The sequence below is a fragment of the Achromobacter sp. D10 genome (assembly GCF_035282245.1).
GTDB classification, from domain to species: Bacteria; Pseudomonadota; Gammaproteobacteria; order Burkholderiales; family Burkholderiaceae_B; genus Achromobacter; species Achromobacter insolitus.
In genome coordinates this window covers 57,666-81,693 of record NZ_JAYJLE010000009.1, presented here as the reverse complement: position 1 = coordinate 81,693, position 24,028 = coordinate 57,666, and the positions used below count along the sequence as shown (strand labels likewise).

The following is a 24,028-nucleotide window of genomic DNA, read 5'->3' as shown; positions in this document are numbered from 1 at the left end:
AACAATTAAAATAGATCTCTATCACCAATGTTGATAATCACCTGGGACTGCGATGCTGACCTCGATGGACCTGAATCTACTGCGCATCTTCGACGCGGTCATGACCGAGCGCAACGTGACGCGGGCGGCTTCCGCCCTGCACATGACGCAGCCTGCAGTCAGTAATGCCATCAACCGGCTGAGGCTGACCCTGAAAGATCCGCTGTTCGTGAAGATCCAGGGCGGGGTGCTGCCCACCCAGCGCGCCGAACTGCTGTGGCCGCCCATTCGAGATGCGCTGGCCCGCATTGCGGACACCCTGGAACGCAACGATTTCGATCCGGCGCGTTCCGAGGCCGTATTCCGCATGGCCATGTCCGACTACGTGGCCGACCAGGTCATCCGGCCTCTATTCGTGGAGCAGCAGAGCGTGGCGCCCAATGTGCGCATACACCTGCATCCCTACTCGCTGGACAACGCCGGCGTGTTGCTGGAGAAAGGCGAAGTCGACATGGCGGCCGGCGTGTATTCGAATTTCGGCTCATCGTTGCGCACCCTGCCCCTGGAGACCCTGACCTACGTCTGCGCCATGCGCAAAGGCCACCCGCTGCTGGCGCAGCCGCGCTTCACCCTGGACAGCTTCCTGCGCGCGCGGCATTTGATGGTCAGCCTGCTGGGCACGCCCACCCTGATCGACCACGAACTCGCGCCCCATGGCTACAAGCGCAACGTCGTGCTAACCATCAACCAGTTCGCGCTGGCCCCGCGCCTCCTGGCCGAGACGGATCTGATCTGCGTGGTGCCATTAAACACGGTGCGCAACAGCCCTTACAGCCATCTGCTGGAGGCGGTCGAGGCGCCCTTTCCGTTCGCGCCGCGCACCGTCAATCTGATCTGGCACGAGCGCTCGGACAATATCCCCGCGCATCGCTGGCTGCGCGAAGAGATCCTCAAGGTTTGCCAGGCCCAGGGCATGGTGTTCGATCAGGCGCAACCGGCCGAATCGCATCCGTACTGACAAATCATTCACGATAGTGATAATCCCTGATACCAATCTTTGATTGGACCGAATGATGGGGCGTCAATAGCATTCTGGTCATCCCACTCCCGGCGCCTTCCGCGCCAGCATCCTGGAGACCAGAGTGACCCAGACCGCATCCGCCCCGGGCGCCCGCCGTTTTCGCGTCGGCTTCGACGTAGGCGGCACATTCACCGACTTCACCTTGCTTGCCGAGCACACCGGCGAATTGCATTACTTCAAGGTGCCTTCGACACCGCATGACCCGTCCGAGGCGATCCAGACAGGCCTGGCCCATCTGATCCGCGAACATGAGATTGCCGGTTCCGAATTGGCGCACGTGGGCCACGGCACCACCGTGGCCACCAATATGGTGATCGAGCGCAGGGGCTCGCGTTGCGCCCTGGTGACGACCCGCGGCTTTCGCGACGTGCTGGAAATCGGCCGGCAGACGCGCCCCCACCTGTATGACTACAACGTCATCAAGCCGCAGCCGCTGGCGCCGCGCGAGTGGCGTTTCGAAGTGACCGAGCGCATAGGCGCCGACGGGTCCGTGCTGCAAGCGCTGGACGAGGACGAAGTCGTGGCGGTAGCGCGCGAGCTGGCCGCCGCCCGCGTCGAATCCGTGGCCATCTGCTTCATGCACAGCTACCGCAACGACGCGCACGAGCGCCGCACCCGCGACATCCTGGCCGAGCACCTGCCGGGCGTCTACCTCAGTGTGTCCAGCGAGATCCTGCCGGAGTTTCGCGAATACGAGCGCATGTCCACCACCGCGCTCAACGCCTATGTCGGTCCGCGCATGGCCGGCTATATGCGCAACCTGGTGAGCTCCGTGCGCGGCATGGGCGTGGCGGCAGAGCCCACCACGGTGCATTCCAACGGCGGCCTGATGTCCGTGGAGTCGGTGCTGACGGCGCCCGTGCGCACCTGCGTGTCGGGCCCTGCTGCCGGCGTGATCGGCGCCACCGAACTGGGCCGCGTGGCTGGCCTGCCCAATCTGATTACGTTCGACGTGGGCGGCACCAGCACGGACGTGTCGCTCGTGGCCGAGCTGCGGCCGCTCTTCACCTCCAGCCGGCTGGTGGCCGACTATCCGGTCAAAACCCAGATGGTGGACGTGCATGTCATCGGCGCGGGCGGCGGCAGCATCGCCCGCATCGACGACGCGGGCGCGCTGAAAGTCGGCCCGCAGAGCGCGGGCGCGGTGCCCGGCCCCATTGCCTACAACCGCGGTGGCCAGGTGGTGACCATCACCGACGCCCACGTCGTCCTGGGCCGCCTGAATCCGGTCGCGCTGCTGGAAGGCCGGATGGCAGTCCATGCGCGCCAGGCGCGCGAGGCCCTGGAGGCGCAGATCGCCCGTCCGTTGGGCCTGAGCGTGGAGGAAGCCGCCTACGGCATCCTGCGCATCGCCAACTCCAACATGGCGCGCGCGGTACGCGCGGTCTCCACGGAACGGGGGCATGACATCCGCAAGTTCGCGCTGTGCGCCTTCGGCGGCGCGGGCGGCCTGCATGCCGCCGAACTGGCGCGTGATTGCGGCATCGGCACGCTGCTGATTCCTCAGGAGCCGGGCACCATGTGCGCGCGCGGCATCCTGCTGTCAGATATTTCCATGGACTTCGTGCAAACGCTGATGGCCCACGCCACCGCCAACGGCTGGACGACGGTGCAGCAGGCGCTGGAAATCCTGGCCGGCAAGGCGCGCGCCTGGCTGTCCAGCGAGGGCGTCAATGACTCGGACCAGCGCCTGTCCGCCGTCATCGACGCGCGCTACCAGGGCCAGAACTTCGAGATCGCCGTGCCGCTGGACGGCATGCAACTGATGCCGCTGGAAGCGTTCGTCGCCGCGTTCAGCGCGGCGCACGTGCGCGAATACGGCTACGACGCCGCCGGCCGTCCGGTCGAGATCGTCAACTGCCGGGTCCGCGCCACCGGCCTGGTGCCGCGAGCGCCGCTGGCCAAGGTCGAGGGCGGCGCCAGCGTGGACGGCGCCATCAAGGAGCGCCGCAAGGTGTACTTCGAGGGTTCGGGCTGGGTGGACACCCCCATCCTGCGCCGCGCCCTGCTGCCGGTGGACACGCCGGTGTACGGGCCGGCCGTCATCGAGGAAATGAGCTCGACCACCGTCGTGTTGCCGGGCCAGCAGGCCCGCGCCGACGAATACGGCAACCTCGTCGTCAACCTCAATATCTAAGGCGAACGCCATGACCACTCCTTCGACCTCGGCTCCCGGCACCGACACTTTCGACCCCATTGAAATGGAGGTGTTCAGCAACCGCCTGCTGTCCATCACCGAGGAAATGGGCAACACGCTGATCCGCTCCTCGTTCTCGACCAACATCAAGGAACGCAAGGACTGCTCCGTGGCGCTGTTCGACGCCGCCGGCCGGCTGGTGGCGCAGGCCGCCCACGTACCCGTGCACCTGGGATCGCTGTCCGGCGGGATCGACGCCGTGCTGCGGCGCTACGGCGCGGCCGGCGTGCGCCCCGGCGACGCCTTCCTGTGCAACGACGCCTATCTGGCCGGCGGCACGCACGCGCCGGACATCACCGTCATCACGCCCATCTTCCACGAAGGCGTACTGCGCTTCTTCGCCGCCAACATCGGCCACCATACCGACGTGGGCGGCGCGGTCCCCGGCTCTACCTCGCACCATCTGAAGACGGTCTGGGAGGAAGGGATCCGGCTGCCGGCCATGCGCATCGTGCGCGAAGGCGAGCTGGACATGGACCTGCTGGAAATGATCGCGCACAACACCCGCGAGCCGGACAACCGGATGCACGACATCCGCGCCCAGATCGCCACCAATGACAAGGGCGCCAAGCTGATGCTGGAACTGGTGCAACAGTCCGGCCTGCAGAGCGTGCTGTCCGCCATTGACAGCATCATGGTGTACACGGAACGACGCCTGCGCAACCGCATCGCCCAGCTGCCCGCCGGCACCTACACCTTCACCGAGCGCATGGACGATGACGGCATGGGCGGCGATCCGGTCACCATCCAGGCCAACGTGCACGCACGCGATGGCCAGCTTTACGTGGATTTCACGGGTACCGGCAAGCAGGCGCGCGGCGCCTTCAACCTGCCTGCCAGCGCCTTGAACGCCAGCGTGTATTTCGCGGTAAAAGCGATGCTCGACCCCGAGCTCATGCCCAACAACGGCTTGTTCCAGCCGATTACCATCACGGCTCCGGAAGGCACCATCACCAATCCGCGCTTTCCGGCGGCGGTGGGCGCGCGGGTCACCACCGCGCAACGCGTGGCGGGCACCGTAATAGGCGCGCTGGGCCAACTGCTTCCGCCCGACCGCGCCATGGCGTCGTGCAATGACGTCATGCCCTCCATGCTGTTCTCGGTGCCGATGCAGGACGGCAAAGGCACCTTCGTCTATCTGGAAACCCTGGGCGGCGGCGCGGGCGGCCGCGCGCAGGGCGACGGCATGGACGGCATCCAGGTGCACGTGACCAACACCTCGAACCTGCCCGCCGAAGCGCTGGAGATCGAGTACCCCTTGCTGGTCGAGGAATACGCGCTGGTCAACGACAGCGGCGGCGCCGGCCGCCACCGGGGCGGCATGGGCATCGCCCGCCAGATCCGGTCGCTGCACGACCAGCTGATCTGCACCATACGCTGCGATGCCGCGCTGTTCGGCGCCGCCGGCCTGAACGGCGGACTGGCCGGCGGCACCTCGCGCGTCGTGCAGAACCCGGGCCGACCGGATGAACAGCGCCTGGCCAACAAGATCGCCGGCCACCCCTTGGCCAACGGCCAATCAGTGCGGCTGGAGACACCCGGAGGCGGCGGCTACGGAATACCTGCCGAGCGCAGCGCCGCAGCCATCCGCAACGACGTGCTGGGCGGCAAGGTCAGCCGGGCCGCGGCCGAACGCGACTACGGCACGGAACGCGTGGCTCTCGCGCTGCAAGGAGACGCGGCATGACTGGCCCCCTATCGGGCATGCGCAGTGGCGGCGAACTGCTGGTCGCGCAGTTGCAGGCGTTTGGCGTCGAGCGCGTGTTCATGGTGCCGGGCGAGAGCTTCCTGCCCTGCATCGACGCACTCTACGCGCGGCGCGGTGCGATCGAAGCCGTGGTCTGCCGCCAGGAGGGCGGCGCCGCCTACATGGCGGAGGCGCATGGCAAGCTGACCGGCCAGCCGGGCATCTGCTTTGTCTCTCGCGGACCTGGCGCCACCAACGCGGCGATCGGCGTGCACACCGCCAGGGAAGACTCCACGCCGATGATTCTGTTCATTGGCCAGGTCGGCAGCGACACCGTCGACCGCCAGTGCTTCCAGGAAGTGGACTACCGCGCCATGTACACGCCGCTGGCCAAATGGGTCGCGCAGATCGAACGGGCCGACCGTATCCCTGAATACCTGGCGCGCGCCTGGGCGATCGCCACGGGCGGGCGGCCCGGACCCGTGGTGCTTGCGCTGCCCGAGGATATGCTGTCCAGTCTCGCCGGCACCGCGCTGGCCGCGCCGCCCCCGACACCCTGCGCACGCCCGGCCGACAACGACATGACGCGCCTGCGCACGCTGCTAGAAGCGGCCGAACGGCCCCTGTTGCTGCTGGGAGGGTCGCGTTGGCCCGCCGCCGCGCGCCAGGCCGTGCGCGATTTCGCGCTGCGCTTCGACCTGCCCGTGGCGACCGCCTGGCGCCGCCTGGAACTCTTCGACAACGACCACCCGAACTTCGTAGGCCAGGTCAGCGCGAGCATGCCCGCCCACCAGAAGCGCGCCGTCATGGACAGTGATCTGGTCATCGCGCTTGGCACTCGCCTGTGCGAGCCCACGACCATCAACTACGAATGGCTGGCTTCCCCCACCCCGCGCCAGACCCTGGTGCACATCCATCCCGACGCCAATGAGATCGGACGGCTGTGCACGCCGGCGCTGGGCATGGTGGCCAGCGTGGAAGGCTTTGCCCAGGCCGCGGCCGAACTGGCGCCGACACCCGGCTGGCATCCGCGCCGCCGCGGCGCAGATGCCGTGGCCACCGCAGCCCCGCTGCCCCCCACGCCCGGCCCGCTGGACCTGAACGCAGCAGCGCGCCATGTCGCTGCCACCCTGCCGCCACACTCGTGCGTCACCGTGGGCGCAGGCAATTATGCGCTCTACGCGCACCGGCATATTGCCTTCAAAGGGCCCGGCAGCCAGTTGGCGCCCGCGGTCGGCGCCATGGGCTACGGCCTGCCCGCAGCCATCGCCGCCAAGCTGCGCGATCGGAACGCGACGGTGATCTGTTTTGCCGGGGATGGCTGTTTCCAGATGACCATGCAGGAACTGGCCACCGCGGCCCAGTACCGCCTGGGCATCGTCGTGCTGGTCTTCAACAATGGGCTTTTCGGCACCATCCGATTGCACCAGGAGCGCGCGTATCCCGGCCGCGCGCTGACCACGGAACTGGTCAATCCGGATTTTGCGCTGCTGGCGCAAAGCTATGGCGGCTTCGGCTCGGCGGTCGAGCGCACGGAGGATTTCGCGCCTGCCTATGACGCCGCGCTGGCTTACGCGCAAGAACACCGTATGCCGGCCGTCGTGGAACTGCGCTACGACGCCGACATCATCCTGCCCGACCGCACACTGTCGCAACTGCGCGGGGTGGAGAACGCGGCATGACGCCGCTCCTGCGCCGCGTGTCGGCGCCCGTCTCGCCCGCGCTGCGGCTGACCTGGAATGGCCAGCCGCTGCAGGCCCACGAAGGTGACACCGTGCTGACGGCGCTGCTGCTGGCCGCGCAACACCTGCGCGTGACCTTGGGAGAAGGCGCGCCTCGCGCCGGCTTCTGCCTGATGGGAGCCTGCCAGGATTGCTGGGTGCAGACGGCGGACGGCAAGCGCCTGCGCGCCTGTTCCACTCAGGCGGAAGACGGCATGGATCTGGTCAGCGCCCAGCCCGGAGAACTTGCATGCAGATGAATCGGCCTGACGATCTGGGCGCGCCGCCCATGGTAGTGGTGGGAGCCGGCCCCGCAGGCGTGCGCGCAGCGCAGACGCTGCTGCGCCACGGGGTGCGTCCGGTGATCGTGGACGAAGCCGCCCTGCCCGGCGGCCAGATCTATCGCCAGGGCACAGCCCCGCGCGGCCATGCGCGCCAGCGCTACGGCTTCGAATGGAAGCGCGCGCAAGCCATCCACGCGGCGGGCGCGGACCTGGCAGCCCGGGCCGACTATCGCGCCGCAACCGCGGTGTGGAACGCCGCGCCAGGCAGCCTGGACCTGATCCGCGACGGCGAACTGGAAACCCTGGCTTACTCGCGCCTGCTGCTCGCTACTGGCGCCACCGACCGTGTGCTGCCCTTCCCAGGCTGGACGCTGCCCGGCGTCTACTCGCTGGGCGGCGCGCAGATCGCGCTGAAAAGCCAGGGCTGCGTGTTCGGGCCGCGCATCGTGTTTGCCGGCACCGGACCTCTGCTGTATCTGGTCGCCTACCAGTATGCGCGCGCTGGTGCCCAAGTGCTGGCCGTGCTGGATCAAGCGTCCCTGGGTGCGCAGGTCCGCGCCACGCCCGCGCTGCTGAGCCAGCCCGGCATGCTGGCCAAGGGCCTGTACTACCTGGGATGGTTGCGCGCCCACGGCGTATCCGTGCACCACAATGCGCAGCTGGACGCCGCGCAGGGCGATAGCCGGGTCGAGACCGTGCGGGCCACCATCGGAGGCCAGTCCTGCGCCTTCGCTTGCGACGCCCTCGCGGTCGGCCACGGACTGCGCGCGGAAACCCAATTGGCCGACCTGCTGGATTGCGCTTTCGATTTCGACGCCGGCCAACGCGCCTGGCTTCCGCGCCGCGACCCCGACGGGCGCAGCTCGGCGGCCAGTGTCTACCTGGCGGGAGACGGCGCGGGCATAGGCGGCGCCGTCATGGCCGAACTCGCTGGTGAACGCGCGGCCCTGGCCATGCTGGCCGACAGCGGTATCGCCGTCAGCGTAGCCCGGGTCCGGTCGCTGGCCCGCCGGCAGGCAAAGTGGGCGCGGTTCCGGCGTGGCCTGGATCAGGCCTTTCCCCTGCCCGCTGCAGGTTGCGACGACTCGGTCATGGTCTGCCGCTGCGAAGAAGTGCGCGCGGGCACGCTGCGCGCCGCGGCCGAACAATACGCCATCGACGACCTGAACCGGCTGAAAGCGCTGACGCGCATAGGCATGGGCCTGTGCCAGGGCCGCATGTGCCAGGCTGGCGCGGCCGAACTGCTGGCCGACTGCCGCGGACTGGCGTTGGCGGACATCGGCCGCCTGCGCGGCCAGGCGCCGGTCAAGCCCTTGAACCTGGCCATGCTCGGCGGGGTGGAACCATGAACCCGCTGAAAACCGAGGTCGCCATCATTGGCGCCGGTCTTGTAGGCGCCAGCGCCGCCCTGGCGCTACGCCGCATGGGCGTAGCCACGGCACTGATCGACAGCGGCGCGAGCGGCGCGCGCGCCAGCGGCGTCAACTTCGGCGGCGTGCGCCGGCAAGGACGCTCCATCGAACAGCTCTACCTGGCGCAGCGCGCGCACGGCATCTGGTCGCGCCTGCCCGAACTCATCGGCACCGATGCGGAATACGTGCGCAGCGGGCACCTGAAATTGGCGCGCACGGAATCCGATCTGGACAAACTCCGCGCCTACCGCGACAAGGTAAGCGACTTCGACCTGGGCCTGGAAATCATCGACGCCGCCGAACTGCGCCGCCGCTTCCCGGCGCTGGGTCCTGGCATGGCAGGCGGGTCGCTGTGCCCGCAGGACGGCCAAGCCAACCCGCGCCTGGTTGCGCCCGCCTTTGCGCATGCAGCCGCCCGGGCTGGCGCCCACCTGCTGGAACATTGCGCCATTACGCAGTCAGATACTCAGGGAGAAGATTTCCTGCTGACGGCGGCCGACGGACGCCGCATCCGCGCCGCCACCGTCATCAACGCGGCAGGCGCCTGGGGCGCGGCGGTCGCGCGCGGCTTCGGTGATGATCTGCCCTTGCAAGTGAAGTATCCGACCATGCTGGTCACCGAACCGCTTGCGCCGCAGATCGGCGTGTCGCTCGGCGTGGAAGGCGGCGGGTTCTATGCCCGCCAGGTGACGCGCGGCAACGTCGTCATGGGCGGCGGCTATGGCGTCGCCCTGCCCGGCGACCGCAGCCGCCCGGGCCGCGCCGCGTTGGCGGAACTTGGGCGGACGGCTCCGGCGATCCTGCCCGCCCTGGCCTGCGCCAGCGTCATCCGCTGCTGGTCGGGCATCGAAGGCTACTTCAGCGACAAGAACCCCGTCATTGGCTTCAGCCCCAGGGTGCCGCGCCTGCTGCATGCCTTCGGCTTTTCCGGCGGCGGCTTTCAGATTGCCCCGGCGGTGGGCGAGGTCATCGCCGAGATGGCGACCGGACGCGGCGGCTTGATGATGGGCGAGAAGTTCTCGGTCAGCCGCTGGGACGCGGCCGCCCAGGCAGCCTGATGCGGGCTGGCCGGCGCGCATCAATTGCGCTTGCTGATTGCTCTTGCCGCCCGGATCGCCAACGGCCCCAGTTCCGCGCGCGCACGCTCCAGCGACCAGCGCGGCTTGGGCACGGAGATGTTCAGCGCGCCTAGCGGATCGCCGTTGTCGCCATGGATGACGGCTGCAACGTTCAGGTCTCCGGCGTAGAACTCTTCGTCGGCATAGGCGTACTGGTCGCGCCTGGCTTCGTCGATCAGTGCGCGCAACGTGGCGAGGTCGGTGGTGGTGCGCGGCGTGTGCTTGACGCAGGTAATGCTGCGCAGCTTCAGATCGAGTTCATCGGGCGGCAACAGCGCCCATAACGCGCGCCCCGACGCGCTCGCAATGCATGGTATCTGCGTGCCCACGGGCATGTACTCGGGAATATGCCGGGCCGGCGCGACGCGCATCACGAACACCATATTGTCGCCCTCGGGCACCGCCAGGTTGACGATCTCTCCGCATTCCTGGTTGACCTGGTGCAGCACTGCGTGCGCGTGCTGGAACAAGGGCTGCCGGTACAGATAGCTGTAGCCCAGCCCGACGGCCTTGACCGTCATGCTGTAGCGCTTGCTGCGCGGATCCTTGGACAGATAGCCGGTTTTCTCCAAGGTGTATGCCACGCGCTGCGCCGAGCCGATGGTAATGCCGTTTTCGCGGGCCATCTCCTGCAAGCTCAAAGAGGCGTGACCGCGGAAGGATTCCAGTACGGCCAGGCCTTTTTCCAGCGACTGGATCATCAAGGCGGAAGGTTCAGACATGCAGATTCCGTGTGTGTGGCAGGAGCGGATTTTGTCCGCAAAAAACCCGAAAGCGACAAGGCCCAGGGAAACCCTACGTTGCCGCCCCGTCCCGCGAGCAGTATAAAAACCAAAGCTTATCGATATACGTATATTGTTATCGAATAGCGATAATCCAACAAATCGGGCTGCCATGCAAGCGTCTTCCTCTCAAGATCCGGCATCCGCCACCGGTAATCCCGCAACCTCGGCCTCGAACCAGGTAGCGTTGCCGGCTGCCGTCGACGTCGCCATCGTCGGCGGCGGCATCATCGGCGTCAGTACCGCCTACTCCCTTGCATGCGCCGGGCTTCGGGTCGCCGTGTTCGAAAAAGGCACTCTGGCCTGCGAGCAATCGTCGCGCAACTGGGGCTGGGTGCGCACTCTGGGGCGCGACCTGCCGGAAGTTCCCCTGGCGCAACGGGCGAACCAGCTCTGGGGCGAGATCCAGGACAAGATAGACGTCGGATTTCGCCGCAACGGCATGTTCTACCTTCAGGAAAACGACTCGGACGCGGCGGGCCATCAGGCCTGGATCGACGGCGCGCGCCAATATGGCGTGGACGCCCGTCTGCTGGATAACCGCAAGTTGCGAAAAATGCTGCCTGCGACCGGGCGCTCCTGGACCGGCGCCATGTACAGCCCCACGGACGGGGTGGCCGAACCGCAACTCGCGACGCGAGCCATCGCGACGCTGGCCCGCGCCGCGGGCGCGCAGGTTTTCGAAGGCTGCGCCGTGCGCGGCGTCGAACGCAGCGCGGGCCGCGTATCCGCCCTGCTGACCGAGCACGGCCGCGTGGAAACCCAGGCCGTACTGGTCGCGGCGGGCGCCTGGTCGCGGCTTTTCTGCGGCAACCTGGGCGCGGATTTCCCGCAATTGAAGGTCCGCGGGTCGGTGCTGAGAACGACGCCTCTCGACACCGGACCGCTGGCGGCGATCAATGGCAAGAATTTCACCTGCCGCAAGCGGGCCGACGGCGGCTACTCGGTATCGCAGTTCGGCGCGTCGATGGCCGACGTGGTGCCCGACACCTTCCGGCTGATGCCTCATTTCTTCAGCACGTGGCGAGCCAACAGCGGTTTCGTGCGCCTGCGCTTTGGCAAACGCTTCTTCGAGGAGCTGAAGATCCCGCGCCGCTTTCCGGCCGACCGCGTGTCGCCTTTCGAGCGGCATCGCGTGCTGGATCCGCAGCCATCCCGGCGCGGTGTCGAGCAAGCCTGGCACAGACTGGTCCAGGCTTTTCCCGCGTTCCGCGAAGCGCGCATCGCGCAGTCCTGGGCGGGATACATCGACGTCACGCCGGACGCGATGCCCGTCATGGACGCGGTGCCCGGCCTGCCCGGCCTGTATCTGGCCTCCGGTTTTTCGGGCCACGGCTTCGGCATCGGCCCCGCGGCCGGCGAAGCCATGGCGCGATTGATCCAGGGCCAGACGCCGGCAGTCGATCTGCACCCATTCCGCTACGGTCGCTACGGCACATGACGGCCGCCGCCGTCCTGCCGTGCGCCAGCCTCCAACAACTCATCCAACCACAGGGGAATTCTTTCATGGACAGCCACAGCGCCGACCTGCATCGCCGCGCCACCGTCATCGACGGCCTGGTCTTCTTCAGCGACGGCAGTACCCGCGACATGCTGGCCGGCGGCGTCAGTGCAATCAACGTCACCGTCAGCGACATGGGCGCGGACTTCGAGCAAGCGCTTCGAGACTGCATGGCCTGGCGCCAGCGCTGCGCCGCGCCGGACTCCTCCTGGCTGCTCGTGGAAACGCCGGAGGATATCGTCCGCGCCAAGCAGACGGGCAAGCTCGGGGTCATCATGGGCTGGCAGAACGGCAAGCCGCTGGGCGACCAGATCGATCGCGTCGCCCTGTTTCATGAACTGGGCATGCGCGTCATCCAGCTGACCTACAACGAAGCCAATCTGCTGGGTGACGGTTGCCTGGAAAAGCGCAACGCCGGCTTGAGCGACCTCGGCCTGAAAATGGTCGAGGAAATGAACCGCGTCGGCATCGCCATCGACCTCAGCCACTGCGCGCCCCAAACCTGCCTGGACGCCGCCCATCACAGCAGCAAGCCGGTACTGCTGACCCATGCCAATGCCAACGCGGTGATCAAGCGGCCCCGCAACAAATCGGACGAGGTCATCAAGGCGGTCGCCGCGACCGGCGGGGTGGTGGGTTGCAGCATCCATGCATATCTGAGCTGGCGGGGCGACCCGCGCCAGCAACCCCTGCTGTCGGATTTCGTCGCCAACGTTAAGTACATCGGCGAACTGGTGGGCTATGAGCACGTGGGCATCGGCACGGACTTTCCGTCGGTGGACACCTACGAGGCGGTGCGCCACGTGATGGTGATGTCGCGGACCAAATACGCCAAATCGGGCGGCGACTTCTCCGACGCCTTTGGCGACGTGATGGAAGCGCGCTATCCCGTCGAAACCCCGACGCCGGCGCAATTCCCCGCCTTCACCCACGCGCTGCATGAGGCCGGACTGACGGACAGCCAGATCCTGGGTGTGCTGGGCGGGAACTTCCAGCGCGCGCTCGCGCAAGCCTGGGCCGCCGCCTGAATCCATAGGAAATCACCATGAACATGCGTCTTCACGGCTACTTCACCGCCGCCCTCGCCCTTGCCGGCGCGGCCATCGCCGCGCCGATGTCCGCGGCTGCCGCCCCCGCCTATCCTGCCCATGCGGTCCACATCATCGTGCCTTACCAGGCAGGAGGGTCCACCGACATCGTGATCCGCAAATTCGCGGAGCTCGCCGCCCCCGAACTGGGCCAGCCCATTGTCATTGAAAACCGCGGCGGAGCTGGCGCCACCATGGGCGCGCGAGCGATCAAGACCGCGCGTCCCGACGGCTACACCCTGGCCGTGCTGCCCAGTCCGGTCTACCGGATGCCCCACATCCAGGACATGGGCTACGACCCGACGCGCGACTTCACCTACGTCATGATGCTCAGCGGCTATACGCTGGGCGTGGCGGTGCCTGCGAGCTCCCCGCACAAGACCTGGGCCGAGTTCATCGGCTATGCCAAGCAGCACCCCAATGAAGTGACCTACGGCACGGCCAGCGTCGGCAGCGCCTCCAATGTGATGATGGAAGAGATCGCCGGGCGCAACGGCGTAACGTGGCGCCATATCCCCTACAAGGGAGAATCCGAAGTGCTGACCGCGGTGATGGGCGGCCAGGTGACGGCGTATGCCGGATCGACCACCGTGCAACCGCTGGTGCAGTCGGGCAAGATGCGGATGCTGGTGACCTGGGGCGAACAACGCAGCGCCCAGTATCCCGACACGCCCACCTTGCACGAGCTGGACGGCACGCCGCCGGCCAACGCGCCTTTCGGGATTGCTGGTCCCCAAGGCATGCCGCCAGCCGTCGTCTCCAAGCTGCATGCCGTCTTCAAGCATGTGGCGGAATCGGACGCCTTCAAACAGATCCTGACTCAGTACGGCCAGGAGCTGGTCTACATGGACGGCAAGGACTACGCGGCCTATGCCGCACAGCAGTACGCATTGGAAGCGGAGATTGTCCGCAAACTGGGACTGGCCGCGAACAAATAGTCCGGCAGGGTCCGGCGGCGCCGCCGCGGCCGGACCACCCCGGCCTGCGGCCGCGCAGAAACCGACAACAGCCGACATCCGCCACGGTATCGGCCCGCAAGAAGAGTCCAGGAGATATCCATGATTATTCGCGCACCTGCCCTTTCGCGTTTACGCCGCCGCACGCTGCTTGCGCTGTGCAGCCTCGCTGGCGTGCTGGCCGCTACCCACCCTGCAGCGGCGCAGGCCGAGACCTGGCCTGCCAAGCCGATACGCCTGATAGTCGGATACCCGCCGGGCGGCGGCACGGATACCGTGGCGCGCATGGTCGCGCAACAACTGGGCCAGGAACTCAAGCAGCCGGTCGTCGTCGAGAATCGCGCGGGCGCAAGCGGCACCATAGCGACCCAGCAGGTGGTCCGCTCCGAACCCGATGGCTACACCGTGCTTTTCGCCACGGCTTCGCCACTGACTGGCGCGCCGCTCACGGTAAAGGATCTGCCCTACGATCCCATGAACGACCTGATCCCGGTCACCTTCATCGGCGGCGGCCCCTTCATCCTGGTCGCCAACCCGGCTTTCCCGCCCAACACGCTGCCCGAACTGGTGGCTTACGCCCGCAATCGCCCCGGAGAGGTCAACTACGCCTCACCGGGGATCATGACCGCCAATTTCTTCTTCTCCGAACAATTGAACATGGACGCGGGCATCAAGACCACGAACGTGCCCTACAGAGGCAGCGCGGCGCTGCTCAACGACGTCATGGCGGGTCAGGTCCAGTACACACTCGATACGCCGGGCACCACGCTGCCCTTCATCCGGAATGGCAAGCTGAAGGCGCTGGCCGTCTTCAGCGAGAAACGCCTCGCCCGGGCCCCCGAGATCCCCACCGCCAAGGAAGGCGGTTATCCAAACCTGGTCGGCGGTTCCTGGTACGGCCTGCTGCTGCCCAAGGGTACGCCCCCGGAAATCGTGGATGCCCTGTACCGGTCCACGAAGTCGGCCTTGTCCAGCGCTGACGTGCGCAATGCCCTGGAAGCGCGGGACGTCATGGTGGAAGGCAGTTCCCCAGCTGAATTCAAGAGCTATCTGCAAGCCGAGTTCAAGCGCTGGCAGGATGTGACGCAGAAATTGGGCATCAAACCGCAGTGATTCTTTGAACCCGCACAGGCAAGCGGGTACCGCTTGCGACCGGAGATTTCGATGGCCAATTCCTCTTACGCCCCGGACCTGACCGCCGGCAGCGCGCCCACTTCGATGCGCCCCGCGCTCGCCGGCCTGAACCACATGGTCTCGGCGGGCCACTACCTGGCCACGCAGGCCGGCATGGACGTCCTCCAGGCGGGCGGCAACGCTGTCGACGCAGGCGTTGCCGCGGGCATCGCGTTGGGCGTGGTGCAAAGCGACATCGTCAACTTCGGCGGCGTGGCGCCCATCCTGGTCTATCAGGCCCGGACCCGCCAGGTGTGGAGCATCTCCGGCCTGGGGTACTGGCCCGAAGCCGCGCGCCTGGAAACATTCCTGGGCCAGCACGCGGGCACGATTCCGGCCGGCGTGCTGCGCACCGTCATACCGGCCGCCCCCGATGCCTGGATCACCGCGCTGGAGCGCTTCGGCACCATGAGCTTTGGCGAGGTTGCGGCCAGCGCCATCCAGCTGGCGCGAGAAGGCTTCGTCATGTACCCGCTGATGGCGGAAGTGCTGGCTGAAAACGAGAAGAACTACGCCCGCTGGGCTTCCAGCGCCGCCATCTATCTGCCGGGCGGCAAGCCGCCCGCGGCGGGAGAGGTTTTCCGCCAGACGGATCTGGCGCGCAGCATCCAATACATGGCCGACGAAGAGCGCGCGCACCGGGATGCCGGCCGGCTGGCAGGCCTGGCGGCGGCTCGCCGCGCATTCTACGAAGGCGATATCGCCGCCGCGATCGTCAAGTATCACCGGGAAGAAGGCGGGCTGATCACCCACGAGGACCTGCGCGGCTTCTCCGTCGAGGTGGAGCCGGCACTATCCACCGAGTTTCACGGCACGCGCGTGCACAGTTGCGGCTTCTGGTGCCAGGGCCCCTCGCTGCTGCAGATGCTGAATATTCTCGAGCCGTGCGAACTGCGCGCCCTGGGCCATAACTCCGCCCCCTACGTGCATCTGCTGACCGAAGCCATCAAACTGGCATTCGCCGACCGCGAAGTCCATTACGCCGATCCACGCCACGCCCGCGTGCCGCAAGCAGCCCTGCTGTCCAAGGAATATGCACGTTCGCGCCTGGCCCTGATCAGGCCCGATCGCGCAGGGCCGGAGATGCCGCCGGCGGGTCGCCTCCCCTTGGCCCGCGATATCGACCTGCGCGCGGCGGGTCCCGACGATGTGGCGCGCACGGATCCGCGCCTGGACACCTCCTACGTCGCGGTCGTAGACAAGGAGGGCAACGCCTTTTCCGCCACACCCAGCGACGGCTCCTACAACGTTCCCGTCATTCCCGGCACCGGCATCTGCGCTTCCGGGCGAGGCAGTCAATCCTGGGCGGAAGCCGGACATCCCTGCGCCATCGGGCCAGGCCGCCGTCCGCGGCTGACGCCAAATCCGTCGCTGGCGATCAAGCCGGGGATGTACGTCATGCCATTCGGCACGCCGGGCGGCGACGTGCAATGCCAGGCCATGCTGCAGACCTTCCTGAACATGGAAGTATTCGGCATGGATGTGCAGCAAGCGGTCGAAGCGCCGCGCTTCGCGACCTTCAGCTTTCCATCGTCGTTCGAGCCGCACAACGCCATGCCTGGACGATTGATGATCGAGGACCTGATCGCGCGCGACGCCGGCGACCAGCTGGCCGCGCTGGGGCACACGGTCAAATGGTGGCCTGGCCACAGCTGGCGCGCCGGAGCAGTGTGCATGGTCAGGCACGACCTGGACACCGGCGTCCGCTGGGGCGGCGCGGATCCGCGCCGGCCGGCATACGCGGCGGGTTGGTAGGGAGCCGCGGCGTCAGGCATGCCGCTTGCTGCGCAAACCGGCAAAGGGCTCCTATGGCGCCCATCGGAGAACCATCATGCCAAACACGCCCATAACCTCCCTTCCCGACCCCGGAACCGGCGACTCCCCTCGCCCGGACCTCGGCCCCAGCGATTCGTCGGACTCCGCCAGCGACTTGCCGCGGGATCTGGTCCACACCGACAGCGACGCCCAGGGAACCGGCGACCGGGAAAGTGCCAATCCGCGCGACCGCGACCATGAGGGAGCCGACATCGGCGCGGACCACGTGACCGACGCGCAGCATGCCGGCGTATCGCGCAAGCCCCCCGACCCGGTGCGCAACGGAGGCTGAGCCCGGCCGCAGAGCCCATTGCACACGGATACAGGAAGTTCGCAGCCCCCATGGACGCCATCGAACGGATTGCCGGCTACATGCATGAACACGCGCTGACACTGGTCACGGCGGAATCTTGCACGGCCGGCCTGATCGCCGCGACGCTGGCGGATGTGCCTGGCGCCGGCTCATTGCTGGACTGCGCCTTCGTGGTCTATTCCCCGGAGGCAAAAATGCGCTGCCTCGGAGTCTCGTCCGCCACGCTGGCGCGGCACAACCTGACAAGCGAAGCGGTGGCCAGGGAAATGGCGCTGGGCGCTTCGCGGAAAAGCCCCGCGCTCGTCGCCATATCGAACACGGGAGTCACCGACGACATCGACGACGACATTCCCGCGGGCACGCAATGCTTCGCCTGGGTCTTCAAGACAGGCCATGCCGATGCCGCGCCGGCGGTCTACTCCGAAACCCGGCGTTTCTCGGGCAGCCGCAACGCCATGCGGCTGGCCAGCGCCCGGTACGCCCTGCAGCGCCTGGCCGACTACCACGCCGAGCACTGGGGCAACCCCAAGCCACGCTAAGCCGCGGCGGACCCGCAGGAACAGCGATTGCTGGCAAGGGGGGAACAGCCCGATATCAACGGCGCCACGCGCCCTACTCTGGAGGTTTCCATGAAAACCCGTTACCTGACCGCCACCCTCCTCGCCACGATGACGCTGGCTGCCGCCCCGGCGGTCCAGGCGCAGACGCAGACGGCGCCTGCCACGCCACCGGCCGCAGCGGAATCGAAACTGGACAGCGCCGACCGCGACTTCCTCGAAAACGCCGCGCAAGCCGGCAATCTGGAGGTCGCCGGCAGCAAGCTCGCCCTGGAAAAAGCCCGTGACGCCGACGTGAAGGCATTTGCCCAGAAGATGATCGATGACCACGGCAAGGCCGGGCAGAAGCTGGCCTCGCTGGCGCAAAGCAAGGGTTATCAGGCGCCGACCGAGCCTTCACTGGTCCAGCAGGCCAAGCTCAAGGCGCTGGGCTTGCGCGACGACAGTTTCGACAAGGCGTATGTCGACGAGATTGGCGTATCCGCGCACCAGGATGCGGTGAAGCTCTTTGAGAAAGCTTCGAACGACGTCAAGGACCCGGACGTCAAACAGTTCGCCATCGAAACCCTGCCGGTACTTCAACAGCACCTGGAAATGGCGACTGCAATGCAACAGCGCATCGATGCGGCCAAGAAGTAGCACGCAGGCCGTCCCGGAGGGCTCGCCCTCCGGGAGGGAGCGACGCGCAAACTGCGGACGTGTTTACAACCAGCAGGCTTGCTGCGGGACATATATATGGATCGCGAGGAACTATTGGCACAAATGATCGCCACGCCGGCGACAGATCGGGACTTCCATGAGTGGCCCGAGGTACTGGCCAATTATGCCGAATGCCTGGCTGCGCTGCAGCCCAGGCTACGGCAAGAAGAAATGGAAAGGCTGATACGCGTCGGAGCGGATTTCTACCGCACGCTGGCGCGGGCCGAACAGTACCGGCACACGTCGGTCTGGGACGAGCAGCAGCCGTGACGGTCAGCTGTATGAACGCCTGCGATACGCCTCCTTGACGTAGCGCTTGAGCTCGGCCTCGACGGACGAAATGGGCGCTATGGGTTCCGCTTCCGGATCGAGCAGGCGCCGCGCCGCTTCAAGCGTGCGCCTCGCCCTCAACTCACCTTCGCTCAACACCTCGGCGGACGCCGCCGCATTACGTTCAAACTTATCCATGACGCTACTCCGGAAGGCTGATGGGGTGCAGCTTCGCCCATACCAGCAAGCAACGTGCCCATGGCCGCGCACGACCGGCACGGCAGTTGCTGGCACGCCATTTTCAACCCAGGAGACGGCATGCTCTCAACCTGGCTTCCAGGCTTCCGGGAATTCTCGGATCATCCTCTGATGCTTTGGGCCCTGGCGCTCGCGGTGGGCGCGGCCCTGTTCTTCGCGATAAGCGCCGCTTTGCGGATCGTGCGATCAAGACTGCGGGAACGGGCCGATGCGCCCGGCCACCCCCTGGCCCGCTCGCTCTTGGAAGTATTGCGGCGCACGAACAGCGCGGTCCTGTTGATCCTGGCGATTCTGATTGGCGCCGAAATCACGGGTGCGCCGCTGCCCTGGAGCGGAAGCAGCGCCCAGCACCTCTGGTTCGTGCTAGTGACGCTGCAACTTGCGCTGTGGCTGGATCGCGCGGTCGACGTGGGGCTCGACCATGCCCTGGCCTCGCGCGGGCAGGCAAGCACCGTCACCGCCACCCTGTTCCGATTCCTGCTGCGCACGCTGGTCTCCGTGATCGCCTTGCTGGCCATGCTGGACAACCTGGGCGTGAACATCACGGCGCTGGTCGCCAGCCTGGGCATAGGCGGCATCGCCGTCGCGCTGGCCGTGCAGACCATCCTGAGCGATCTGTTCGCTTCCATCTCGATCGGGCTGGACAAGCCCTTCGAGGCAGGCGACTTCATCGTCTTTGGACAGGTGGCCGGCAGTATCGAGCACGTGGGCTTGAAGACGACGCGCATTCGCAGCCTGGGCGGCGAGCAGATCGTCTGCTCCAACACCGAACTGCTCAAGCAGACGATCCAGAATTACAAACGCATGCAACAACGGCGTATTGTTTTCACCGTCCGCGTCACCTACATGACAGGCGTGGAGCTTGCCGCAACGGTGCCTGGGCTGATTCGAGCCCGGATCGAAAGCCAGGCCGACACCCGCTTCGACCGGGCGCATCTGGCTCGCCTGGGTGACAGCGCACTCGAATATGAAGCCGTCTACTACGTCATGACCGCCGACTACAACCGCTACATGGATATCCAGCAGGATATCAATCTGGGCATCATGCGCGAACTGGACGCGGCAGGCATTTCACTTGCCCTGCCCGAGCGCATCGTGCACCTGTCCGCGTCCGGACCACCAGAGCCGGACGATAGCTGAGCCGCCCTTGGGCACGGGGCTTGCGCTACCCCTCTACCGCATAAACAAGGGGTTCCAATGAAGCGCATCCGTATCGCCGTTTTTCCCGTGGCCGGGTTGGGCACCCGCTTTCTTCCCGCTACCAAGGCCATGCCCAAGGAAATGCTGCCCGTCGTCGATAAGCCTCTCATCCAGTACGCGGTGGAAGAGGCCGTCGCCGCAGGCTTTACTGAACTGGTGTTCGTGACGGGCAGGAACAAGCGCGCCATCGAAGACCATTTCGATCGGGTTCCAGAACTGGAGCTGGACCTGGAATCCAAGAACAAGGTGGCTCTGCTGGACTGCGTCCGCAACGTGCTCCCCGCTCATGTCAACTGCTTCTATACGCGTCAGCCTGCCGCGCTCGGCCTGGGCCACGCGGTGCTGTGCGCGGCGCCCATCGTCGGCTCGGAACCGTTTGCGGTGCTATTGGCCGACGACATGATCGATGCGCCCGCGCCGGTGATCGGGGAAATGGCCAAGGTAGCGCGGGAGTTCGACGGCAGCGTGCTCGCGCTGCAAAAGATTCCGCGCGCCAACACCGCGCAATACGGGATAGTGTCGGGGTCAGCCCAGGCTCGCGGCGTCCTGCGGTTAAACGGCATGGTCGAAAAGCCGGCCCCGGCCGACGCGCCGTCGGATATGGCCGTTGTGGGACGCTACATCCTTGATGCGCGCATCTTCGACTGCCTGCGCCAGACGCAGCCTGGCGTGGGCGGCGAGATCCAGTTGACCGACGGCATCGCCGCCCTGCTGCGCGAGAAGAAAGTCTTCGGATATGAGTACGAAGGCATCCGCTACGACTGCGGCAGCAAGGCGGGTTTCTATCAAGCGACCATGGAGATCGGCCGCAAGTACCACGGCCTGGGCGGTGATCAGACCGGCTAGCGCACGGTTGCGGCTTGCATCGCCTGGTCCAGCAGGCCGGCCAGCTGGGCAAGGCCGGCCTCGATGGGCCCGGCGATGTGCACCCGCAGGCAAGGCCGGCCGCGCGACACCAACTCCTCCATGTCGCCCAGCGCTTGCGCGCGCTGCGTCGCGGCAAAACCCAAAGCGTGTCCGGGGGCTTCCAGGTCCACCGCGACGTCCGCGGTAATGAACAGGAATCTGCCTCCCGCGGGCCCGCCCTTATGCAGCTGGCCTATGGAATGCAGATAGCGCGGGCCGAACCCTCCCATGGTCGCTGCACCGCTCGCCTGCCGCAACCGGCATCGCACGGCGGCGAGCCACGCCTCGTTGGCCTCATTGCGGGCAATATATGCCAGCAACGACACGTACCCGGTCTCGCCCAAGCCTGAAATATGCGATGCCAGCAGGTCGATCGCCGTCGCGCCACCCTCCGTGCCATGGAAAGCAAGCGCTCCCTCGACCAGCAGGGGCGCGCCCTCGGCCAAGCCTGTGCCGGCTTCATGGCGCAATGCGAGGGCTCGCGTGCGCACCTTGCTGGCCTCCACATCGGGCTGATCGAAAGGATTGACGTGCAGCACGGCGGCCGCAACGGCGGTGGCCACCTCCCACCGGAAGAATTCCTGGCCCAGCAGGCGGGCGGATGGCAGCTCGCACCGCAACACGGGAAATCCCGCCTCCGCCAGCCGTCGCATGCGCAAATCCAGCTCGACACAGGGCGTATCGCTTTTCGCCAAGTGGACGAACATCCGATCGCGGCCATAATCCTCGGGGTCTCCCGGCGGCTCGTGATCGACGGGCACGATGCCCGTCCCGTTCTTGCCGGTGGATTCCGCCAACAGCTGTTCCAGCCAGCATCCCAGGTGTTCCAGCCCAGGGGCGGCCAGAATGGTGAGCTTGTCCCGGCCAACCAGCGCCGCTTCGCCCAGCAACGCGCCAAGGATAAGGCCAGGATTGGCGCGCGCCGGCGCCTCTGCCCCGCAGGCGCGCAACATAGGGCGGGTGTCGCGCAGGAATGCTGCCGGGTCATGGCCCAGCAAGGTCAGCGCAACCAATCCGAACGGCGATAGCACCGAGTTGCGCCCGCCTATGGATGGTTCGCCCTCGAACACGGCGGCGTAACCCTCATCCCGCGCCTGGGCGAGCAAGGCGGAGCCGGGATCCGTGATCGCGACGAACCGTGCTCCCGCTTCCTGTCGTCCAAGCCGCCTGGCCACCTGTTCATGGAAGTAGGCGGCAAGCATGCGCGATTCCAGCGTGGAGCCGGATTTGCTCGACACGACAAATAGGCAGCGCGTCAGGTCCACCGCGGATTGCACCGCGCGCACCTGCGCCGCATCAGTGGAATCCAGGACGTGCAGGCGCAGACCTCCGCCGCCCATGCCCAGCGTATGGGCCAGCGCCTCGGCGCCAAGGCTGGCGCCCCCCATGCCAAGCAATACCGCGTCCGAAAATCCGGCGACGCACAACTTGCGGCAGATTGCCGCCATGCGGCCAAGCTCTCTGGGTGCCGCGCCCGGATGCAGCCAGCCGAGCCAACGGCCTTCGTCGTTGCCGGTCCACAGCGTCGCATCGCGTCTCCACAGGCGCGCCATCCAGGCCTCGCTTTCGGCCTGATCGATCCGGCGCTGCACCCGCGCCGCCAGGCTGGCGGGCGCATGGAAGGTGAAGCCGTTGAGCGGCGCCGCGTGGCGGTCGAGACGAACGGGCGTACGCCTGGCCAGGCGCTTTTCCACGAGTTTGGCCGGGCGCCCGGGAAAGCCGGCGCCATACGTAAGGGGAGTGTGCATAGGGAAGGCCGGCCGACCGGCATGGGAAGAGAAAGGGAAGACAGCGAGAGGGCGGCTTGCGGCCGCCCTCCGTGGTCCGCTCTCTACCAGTACGGATCCTGGTTGTAGTACTTGTGCACGCTCAGCGCCCAGGTTTCATCGGCCATCCGGGGCCAGTTGTCCTTGTCGAAGCCCGGAGCGTTTTTCAGCACCTCTTTGTCGACATTCAGGATGAAGCACTTGCGGTCCGTGTCCAGCGTCAGCGCCGACCATGGGATGGCGAAGAGCTTGTCCCCCATGCCCAGAATGCCGCCGCGCGAAAGCACGGCGTAAGCCACGCGTCCTCTCGGCACATCGATCATGATGTCCTTGATGGAACCGAGGCTTTCCCCCGCGGCGTTGACGACATCATTGCCATCCAGGGTGTCCGCCGCCATGATCTCGGGTCCGGGCCCGGTCGCGGAATCCTTAGGGCCGCCGACGATATTGGTTTGATGCTCCATGCGTTTCTCCTTTGCAGGGCCTATGCCCACGTTGAACCACGGGTATGGCGATATCGTTACGCCATTCTTTCGCACGCCTGCGCGCAGCGCTTGCAGGCTTCCTCGCACTCGCTCATGCCGTCCAGGCCCGCGCAGCTTTCCGCGCATGCCCGGCATATTTCCGCGCAGGCCGCGCAGATCCTGCCGTGCTGCTCGATGCCGACCAGCATCGTGTGGGCGGCCGTGCGGCAAATCTCGGCACACGCGAGCATCAGGCGAAAATGCCCTGGCTCGACATGAGCGCCGCCTGCTTCCAGGCAATGCTGAGAGGCTGTCTGCAGACAGCTCCGATAGCAGTCCAGGCAGCGGCTCGTGCACGCCTCAATGTCCTTGTCATCTCCTGGCATCTCGTCCTCCTTGCGATCCGTCCGAGAAGACTCTTTCAGCAAGCGCCGTTCCCGTCGTCCAGCCCCCTTGCTTCAGCCACATGGCGGCGCGATGAAGACGGCCGACGTTTCCCATGCAACCGCAGCCGCGGACAACAGGCAGAGCATGCCGGTGAGCCCGCCATGGAATGGGGGCAGTCCATGGCGCCGCACTCGCCTGTGCTGATGCAGGGCGATCACCGCCATGCCGGCAAGGGCCGACACGCTGGCGGCCAGGATGATCCATGAGGAAGCAGGCAAGCCCCACCAGAGGTCCGTGAGTACGTGGCGGGCGCATGCGATGGCATTGATGGGATAAATGAACAGATAGTGCGCCAGCCAAATAACCGGCCCCGCCACCAGGTACAGCAGTTCGATCCAGGACGGGCGCTTCATG

The 24,028-nt window shown here is 66.6% G+C and carries 24 protein-coding genes; 18 read left to right on the top strand and 6 right to left on the bottom strand.

Features of this window, described 5'->3' with window-relative positions:
• Positions 1-64 precede the first annotated feature (64 nt).
• From VCS63_RS21275 to VCS63_RS21245, 7 genes are all read left to right on the top strand, one after another.
• A complete protein-coding gene (locus tag VCS63_RS21275; RefSeq protein WP_223306517.1) occupies positions 65-997 on the top strand; it encodes a LysR family transcriptional regulator in 933 nt (310 codons plus the stop codon).
• 124 nt (positions 998-1,121) lie between these two features.
• Positions 1,122-3,197 carry a hydantoinase/oxoprolinase family protein gene (locus tag VCS63_RS21270; protein ID WP_063641033.1) on the top strand — a complete coding sequence of 692 codons (2,076 nt, stop codon included), beginning with the start codon at positions 1,122-1,124 and terminating at the stop codon, positions 3,195-3,197.
• Between the two features lie 10 nt (positions 3,198-3,207).
• Positions 3,208-4,944 (top strand): hydantoinase B/oxoprolinase family protein, encoded by a 1,737-nt coding sequence (locus tag VCS63_RS21265; RefSeq protein ID WP_063960724.1) that lies wholly within the window; start codon positions 3,208-3,210, stop codon positions 4,942-4,944.
• The gene (locus VCS63_RS21260) at positions 4,941-6,626 is read left to right on the top strand and encodes a thiamine pyrophosphate-dependent enzyme (RefSeq protein ID WP_323880977.1); all 1,686 of its coding nucleotides are present in this window, start codon (positions 4,941-4,943) and stop codon (positions 6,624-6,626) included. The genes VCS63_RS21265 and VCS63_RS21260 overlap by 4 nt, the downstream gene beginning before the upstream one ends.
• Complete coding sequence (locus tag VCS63_RS21255; RefSeq protein ID WP_063960726.1) at positions 6,623-6,925, top strand: (2Fe-2S)-binding protein; 303 nt, start codon at positions 6,623-6,625, stop codon at positions 6,923-6,925. The genes VCS63_RS21260 and VCS63_RS21255 overlap by 4 nt, the downstream gene beginning before the upstream one ends.
• Entirely contained in the window at positions 6,916-8,298 is a 1,383-nt protein-coding gene (locus tag VCS63_RS21250; RefSeq protein WP_323880975.1) for an FAD/NAD(P)-binding oxidoreductase, read from the top strand. Before VCS63_RS21255 ends, VCS63_RS21250 begins: the two co-directional genes overlap by 10 nt.
• Positions 8,295-9,419 carry an FAD-binding oxidoreductase gene (locus VCS63_RS21245; protein WP_323880973.1) on the top strand — a complete coding sequence of 375 codons (1,125 nt, stop codon included), beginning with the start codon at positions 8,295-8,297 and terminating at the stop codon, positions 9,417-9,419. Before VCS63_RS21250 ends, VCS63_RS21245 begins: the two co-directional genes overlap by 4 nt.
• A 20-nt stretch (positions 9,420-9,439) precedes the next feature.
• Here VCS63_RS21245 and VCS63_RS21240 read toward each other — a convergent pair whose 3' ends face one another.
• The gene (locus VCS63_RS21240) at positions 9,440-10,201 is read right to left on the bottom strand and encodes an IclR family transcriptional regulator (protein ID WP_076814848.1); all 762 of its coding nucleotides are present in this window, start codon (positions 10,199-10,201) and stop codon (positions 9,440-9,442) included.
• Between the two features lie 172 nt (positions 10,202-10,373).
• On the opposite strand from VCS63_RS21240, the gene VCS63_RS21235 reads away from it, so the two are divergent.
• From VCS63_RS21235 to VCS63_RS21195, 9 genes are all read left to right on the top strand, one after another.
• The gene (locus VCS63_RS21235) at positions 10,374-11,702 is read left to right on the top strand and encodes an FAD-binding oxidoreductase (protein ID WP_323880971.1); all 1,329 of its coding nucleotides are present in this window, start codon (positions 10,374-10,376) and stop codon (positions 11,700-11,702) included.
• A 65-nt stretch (positions 11,703-11,767) separates the two neighbouring features.
• Entirely contained in the window at positions 11,768-12,790 is a 1,023-nt protein-coding gene (locus VCS63_RS21230) for a dipeptidase (RefSeq protein ID WP_063641023.1), read from the top strand.
• 17 nt (positions 12,791-12,807) lie between these two features.
• Entirely contained in the window at positions 12,808-13,788 is a 981-nt protein-coding gene (locus VCS63_RS21225; protein ID WP_239501038.1) for a tripartite tricarboxylate transporter substrate binding protein, read from the top strand.
• 120 nt (positions 13,789-13,908) lie between these two features.
• Positions 13,909-14,919, top strand: coding sequence for a Bug family tripartite tricarboxylate transporter substrate binding protein (locus VCS63_RS21220; protein ID WP_063641021.1), 1,011 nt, complete (start codon positions 13,909-13,911; stop codon positions 14,917-14,919).
• A 51-nt stretch (positions 14,920-14,970) separates the two neighbouring features.
• Positions 14,971-16,734, top strand: a complete 1,764-nt coding sequence (locus VCS63_RS21215) for a gamma-glutamyltransferase family protein (protein WP_323880969.1) — start codon at positions 14,971-14,973, stop codon at positions 16,732-16,734.
• Positions 16,735-16,810: 76 nt separating this feature from the next.
• Positions 16,811-17,086, top strand: a complete 276-nt coding sequence (locus VCS63_RS21210) for a hypothetical protein (RefSeq protein ID WP_063641018.1) — start codon at positions 16,811-16,813, stop codon at positions 17,084-17,086.
• 50 nt (positions 17,087-17,136) lie between these two features.
• Positions 17,137-17,646, top strand: coding sequence for a CinA family protein (locus tag VCS63_RS21205; RefSeq protein ID WP_112966007.1), 510 nt, complete (start codon positions 17,137-17,139; stop codon positions 17,644-17,646).
• A gap of 90 nt (positions 17,647-17,736) precedes the next feature.
• The gene (locus tag VCS63_RS21200; protein ID WP_063641016.1) at positions 17,737-18,303 is read left to right on the top strand and encodes a DUF4142 domain-containing protein; all 567 of its coding nucleotides are present in this window, start codon (positions 17,737-17,739) and stop codon (positions 18,301-18,303) included.
• A gap of 96 nt (positions 18,304-18,399) precedes the next feature.
• Complete coding sequence (locus VCS63_RS21195) at positions 18,400-18,633, top strand: hypothetical protein (RefSeq protein ID WP_063641015.1); 234 nt, start codon at positions 18,400-18,402, stop codon at positions 18,631-18,633.
• 3 nt (positions 18,634-18,636) lie between these two features.
• Here VCS63_RS21195 and VCS63_RS21190 read toward each other — a convergent pair whose 3' ends face one another.
• On the bottom strand, positions 18,637-18,831 hold the full coding sequence (locus VCS63_RS21190; protein ID WP_042794573.1) for a hypothetical protein: 195 nt from the start codon (positions 18,829-18,831) through the stop codon (positions 18,637-18,639).
• A 120-nt stretch (positions 18,832-18,951) separates the two neighbouring features.
• Between VCS63_RS21190 and VCS63_RS21185 the strand changes: the two genes are divergently transcribed.
• Positions 18,952-20,031: a mechanosensitive ion channel family protein gene (locus tag VCS63_RS21185; RefSeq protein ID WP_323880966.1), complete on the top strand. Its 1,080-nt coding sequence runs from the start codon at positions 18,952-18,954 to the stop codon at positions 20,029-20,031.
• A gap of 57 nt (positions 20,032-20,088) precedes the next feature.
• A complete protein-coding gene (gene galU, locus VCS63_RS21180; protein WP_063641013.1) occupies positions 20,089-20,937 on the top strand; it encodes a UTP--glucose-1-phosphate uridylyltransferase GalU in 849 nt (282 codons plus the stop codon).
• On the opposite strand, the gene VCS63_RS21175 is transcribed toward galU, so the two are convergent.
• The 4 genes from VCS63_RS21175 to VCS63_RS21160 form a co-directional block, all read right to left on the bottom strand.
• Positions 20,934-22,745, bottom strand: a complete 1,812-nt coding sequence (locus VCS63_RS21175; protein ID WP_323880964.1) for a hypothetical protein — start codon at positions 22,743-22,745, stop codon at positions 20,934-20,936. The two genes, galU and VCS63_RS21175, sit on opposite strands and share 4 nt — an antisense overlap.
• Before the next feature lie 83 nt (positions 22,746-22,828).
• Entirely contained in the window at positions 22,829-23,227 is a 399-nt protein-coding gene (locus VCS63_RS21170; protein ID WP_042794578.1) for a PRC-barrel domain-containing protein, read from the bottom strand.
• Positions 23,228-23,283: 56 nt separating this feature from the next.
• Entirely contained in the window at positions 23,284-23,655 is a 372-nt protein-coding gene (locus VCS63_RS21165) for a four-helix bundle copper-binding protein (RefSeq protein ID WP_233461748.1), read from the bottom strand.
• A 30-nt stretch (positions 23,656-23,685) separates the two neighbouring features.
• Complete coding sequence (locus VCS63_RS21160) at positions 23,686-24,027, bottom strand: hypothetical protein (protein ID WP_063641006.1); 342 nt, start codon at positions 24,025-24,027, stop codon at positions 23,686-23,688.
• Position 24,028: the final 1 nt, after the last annotated feature.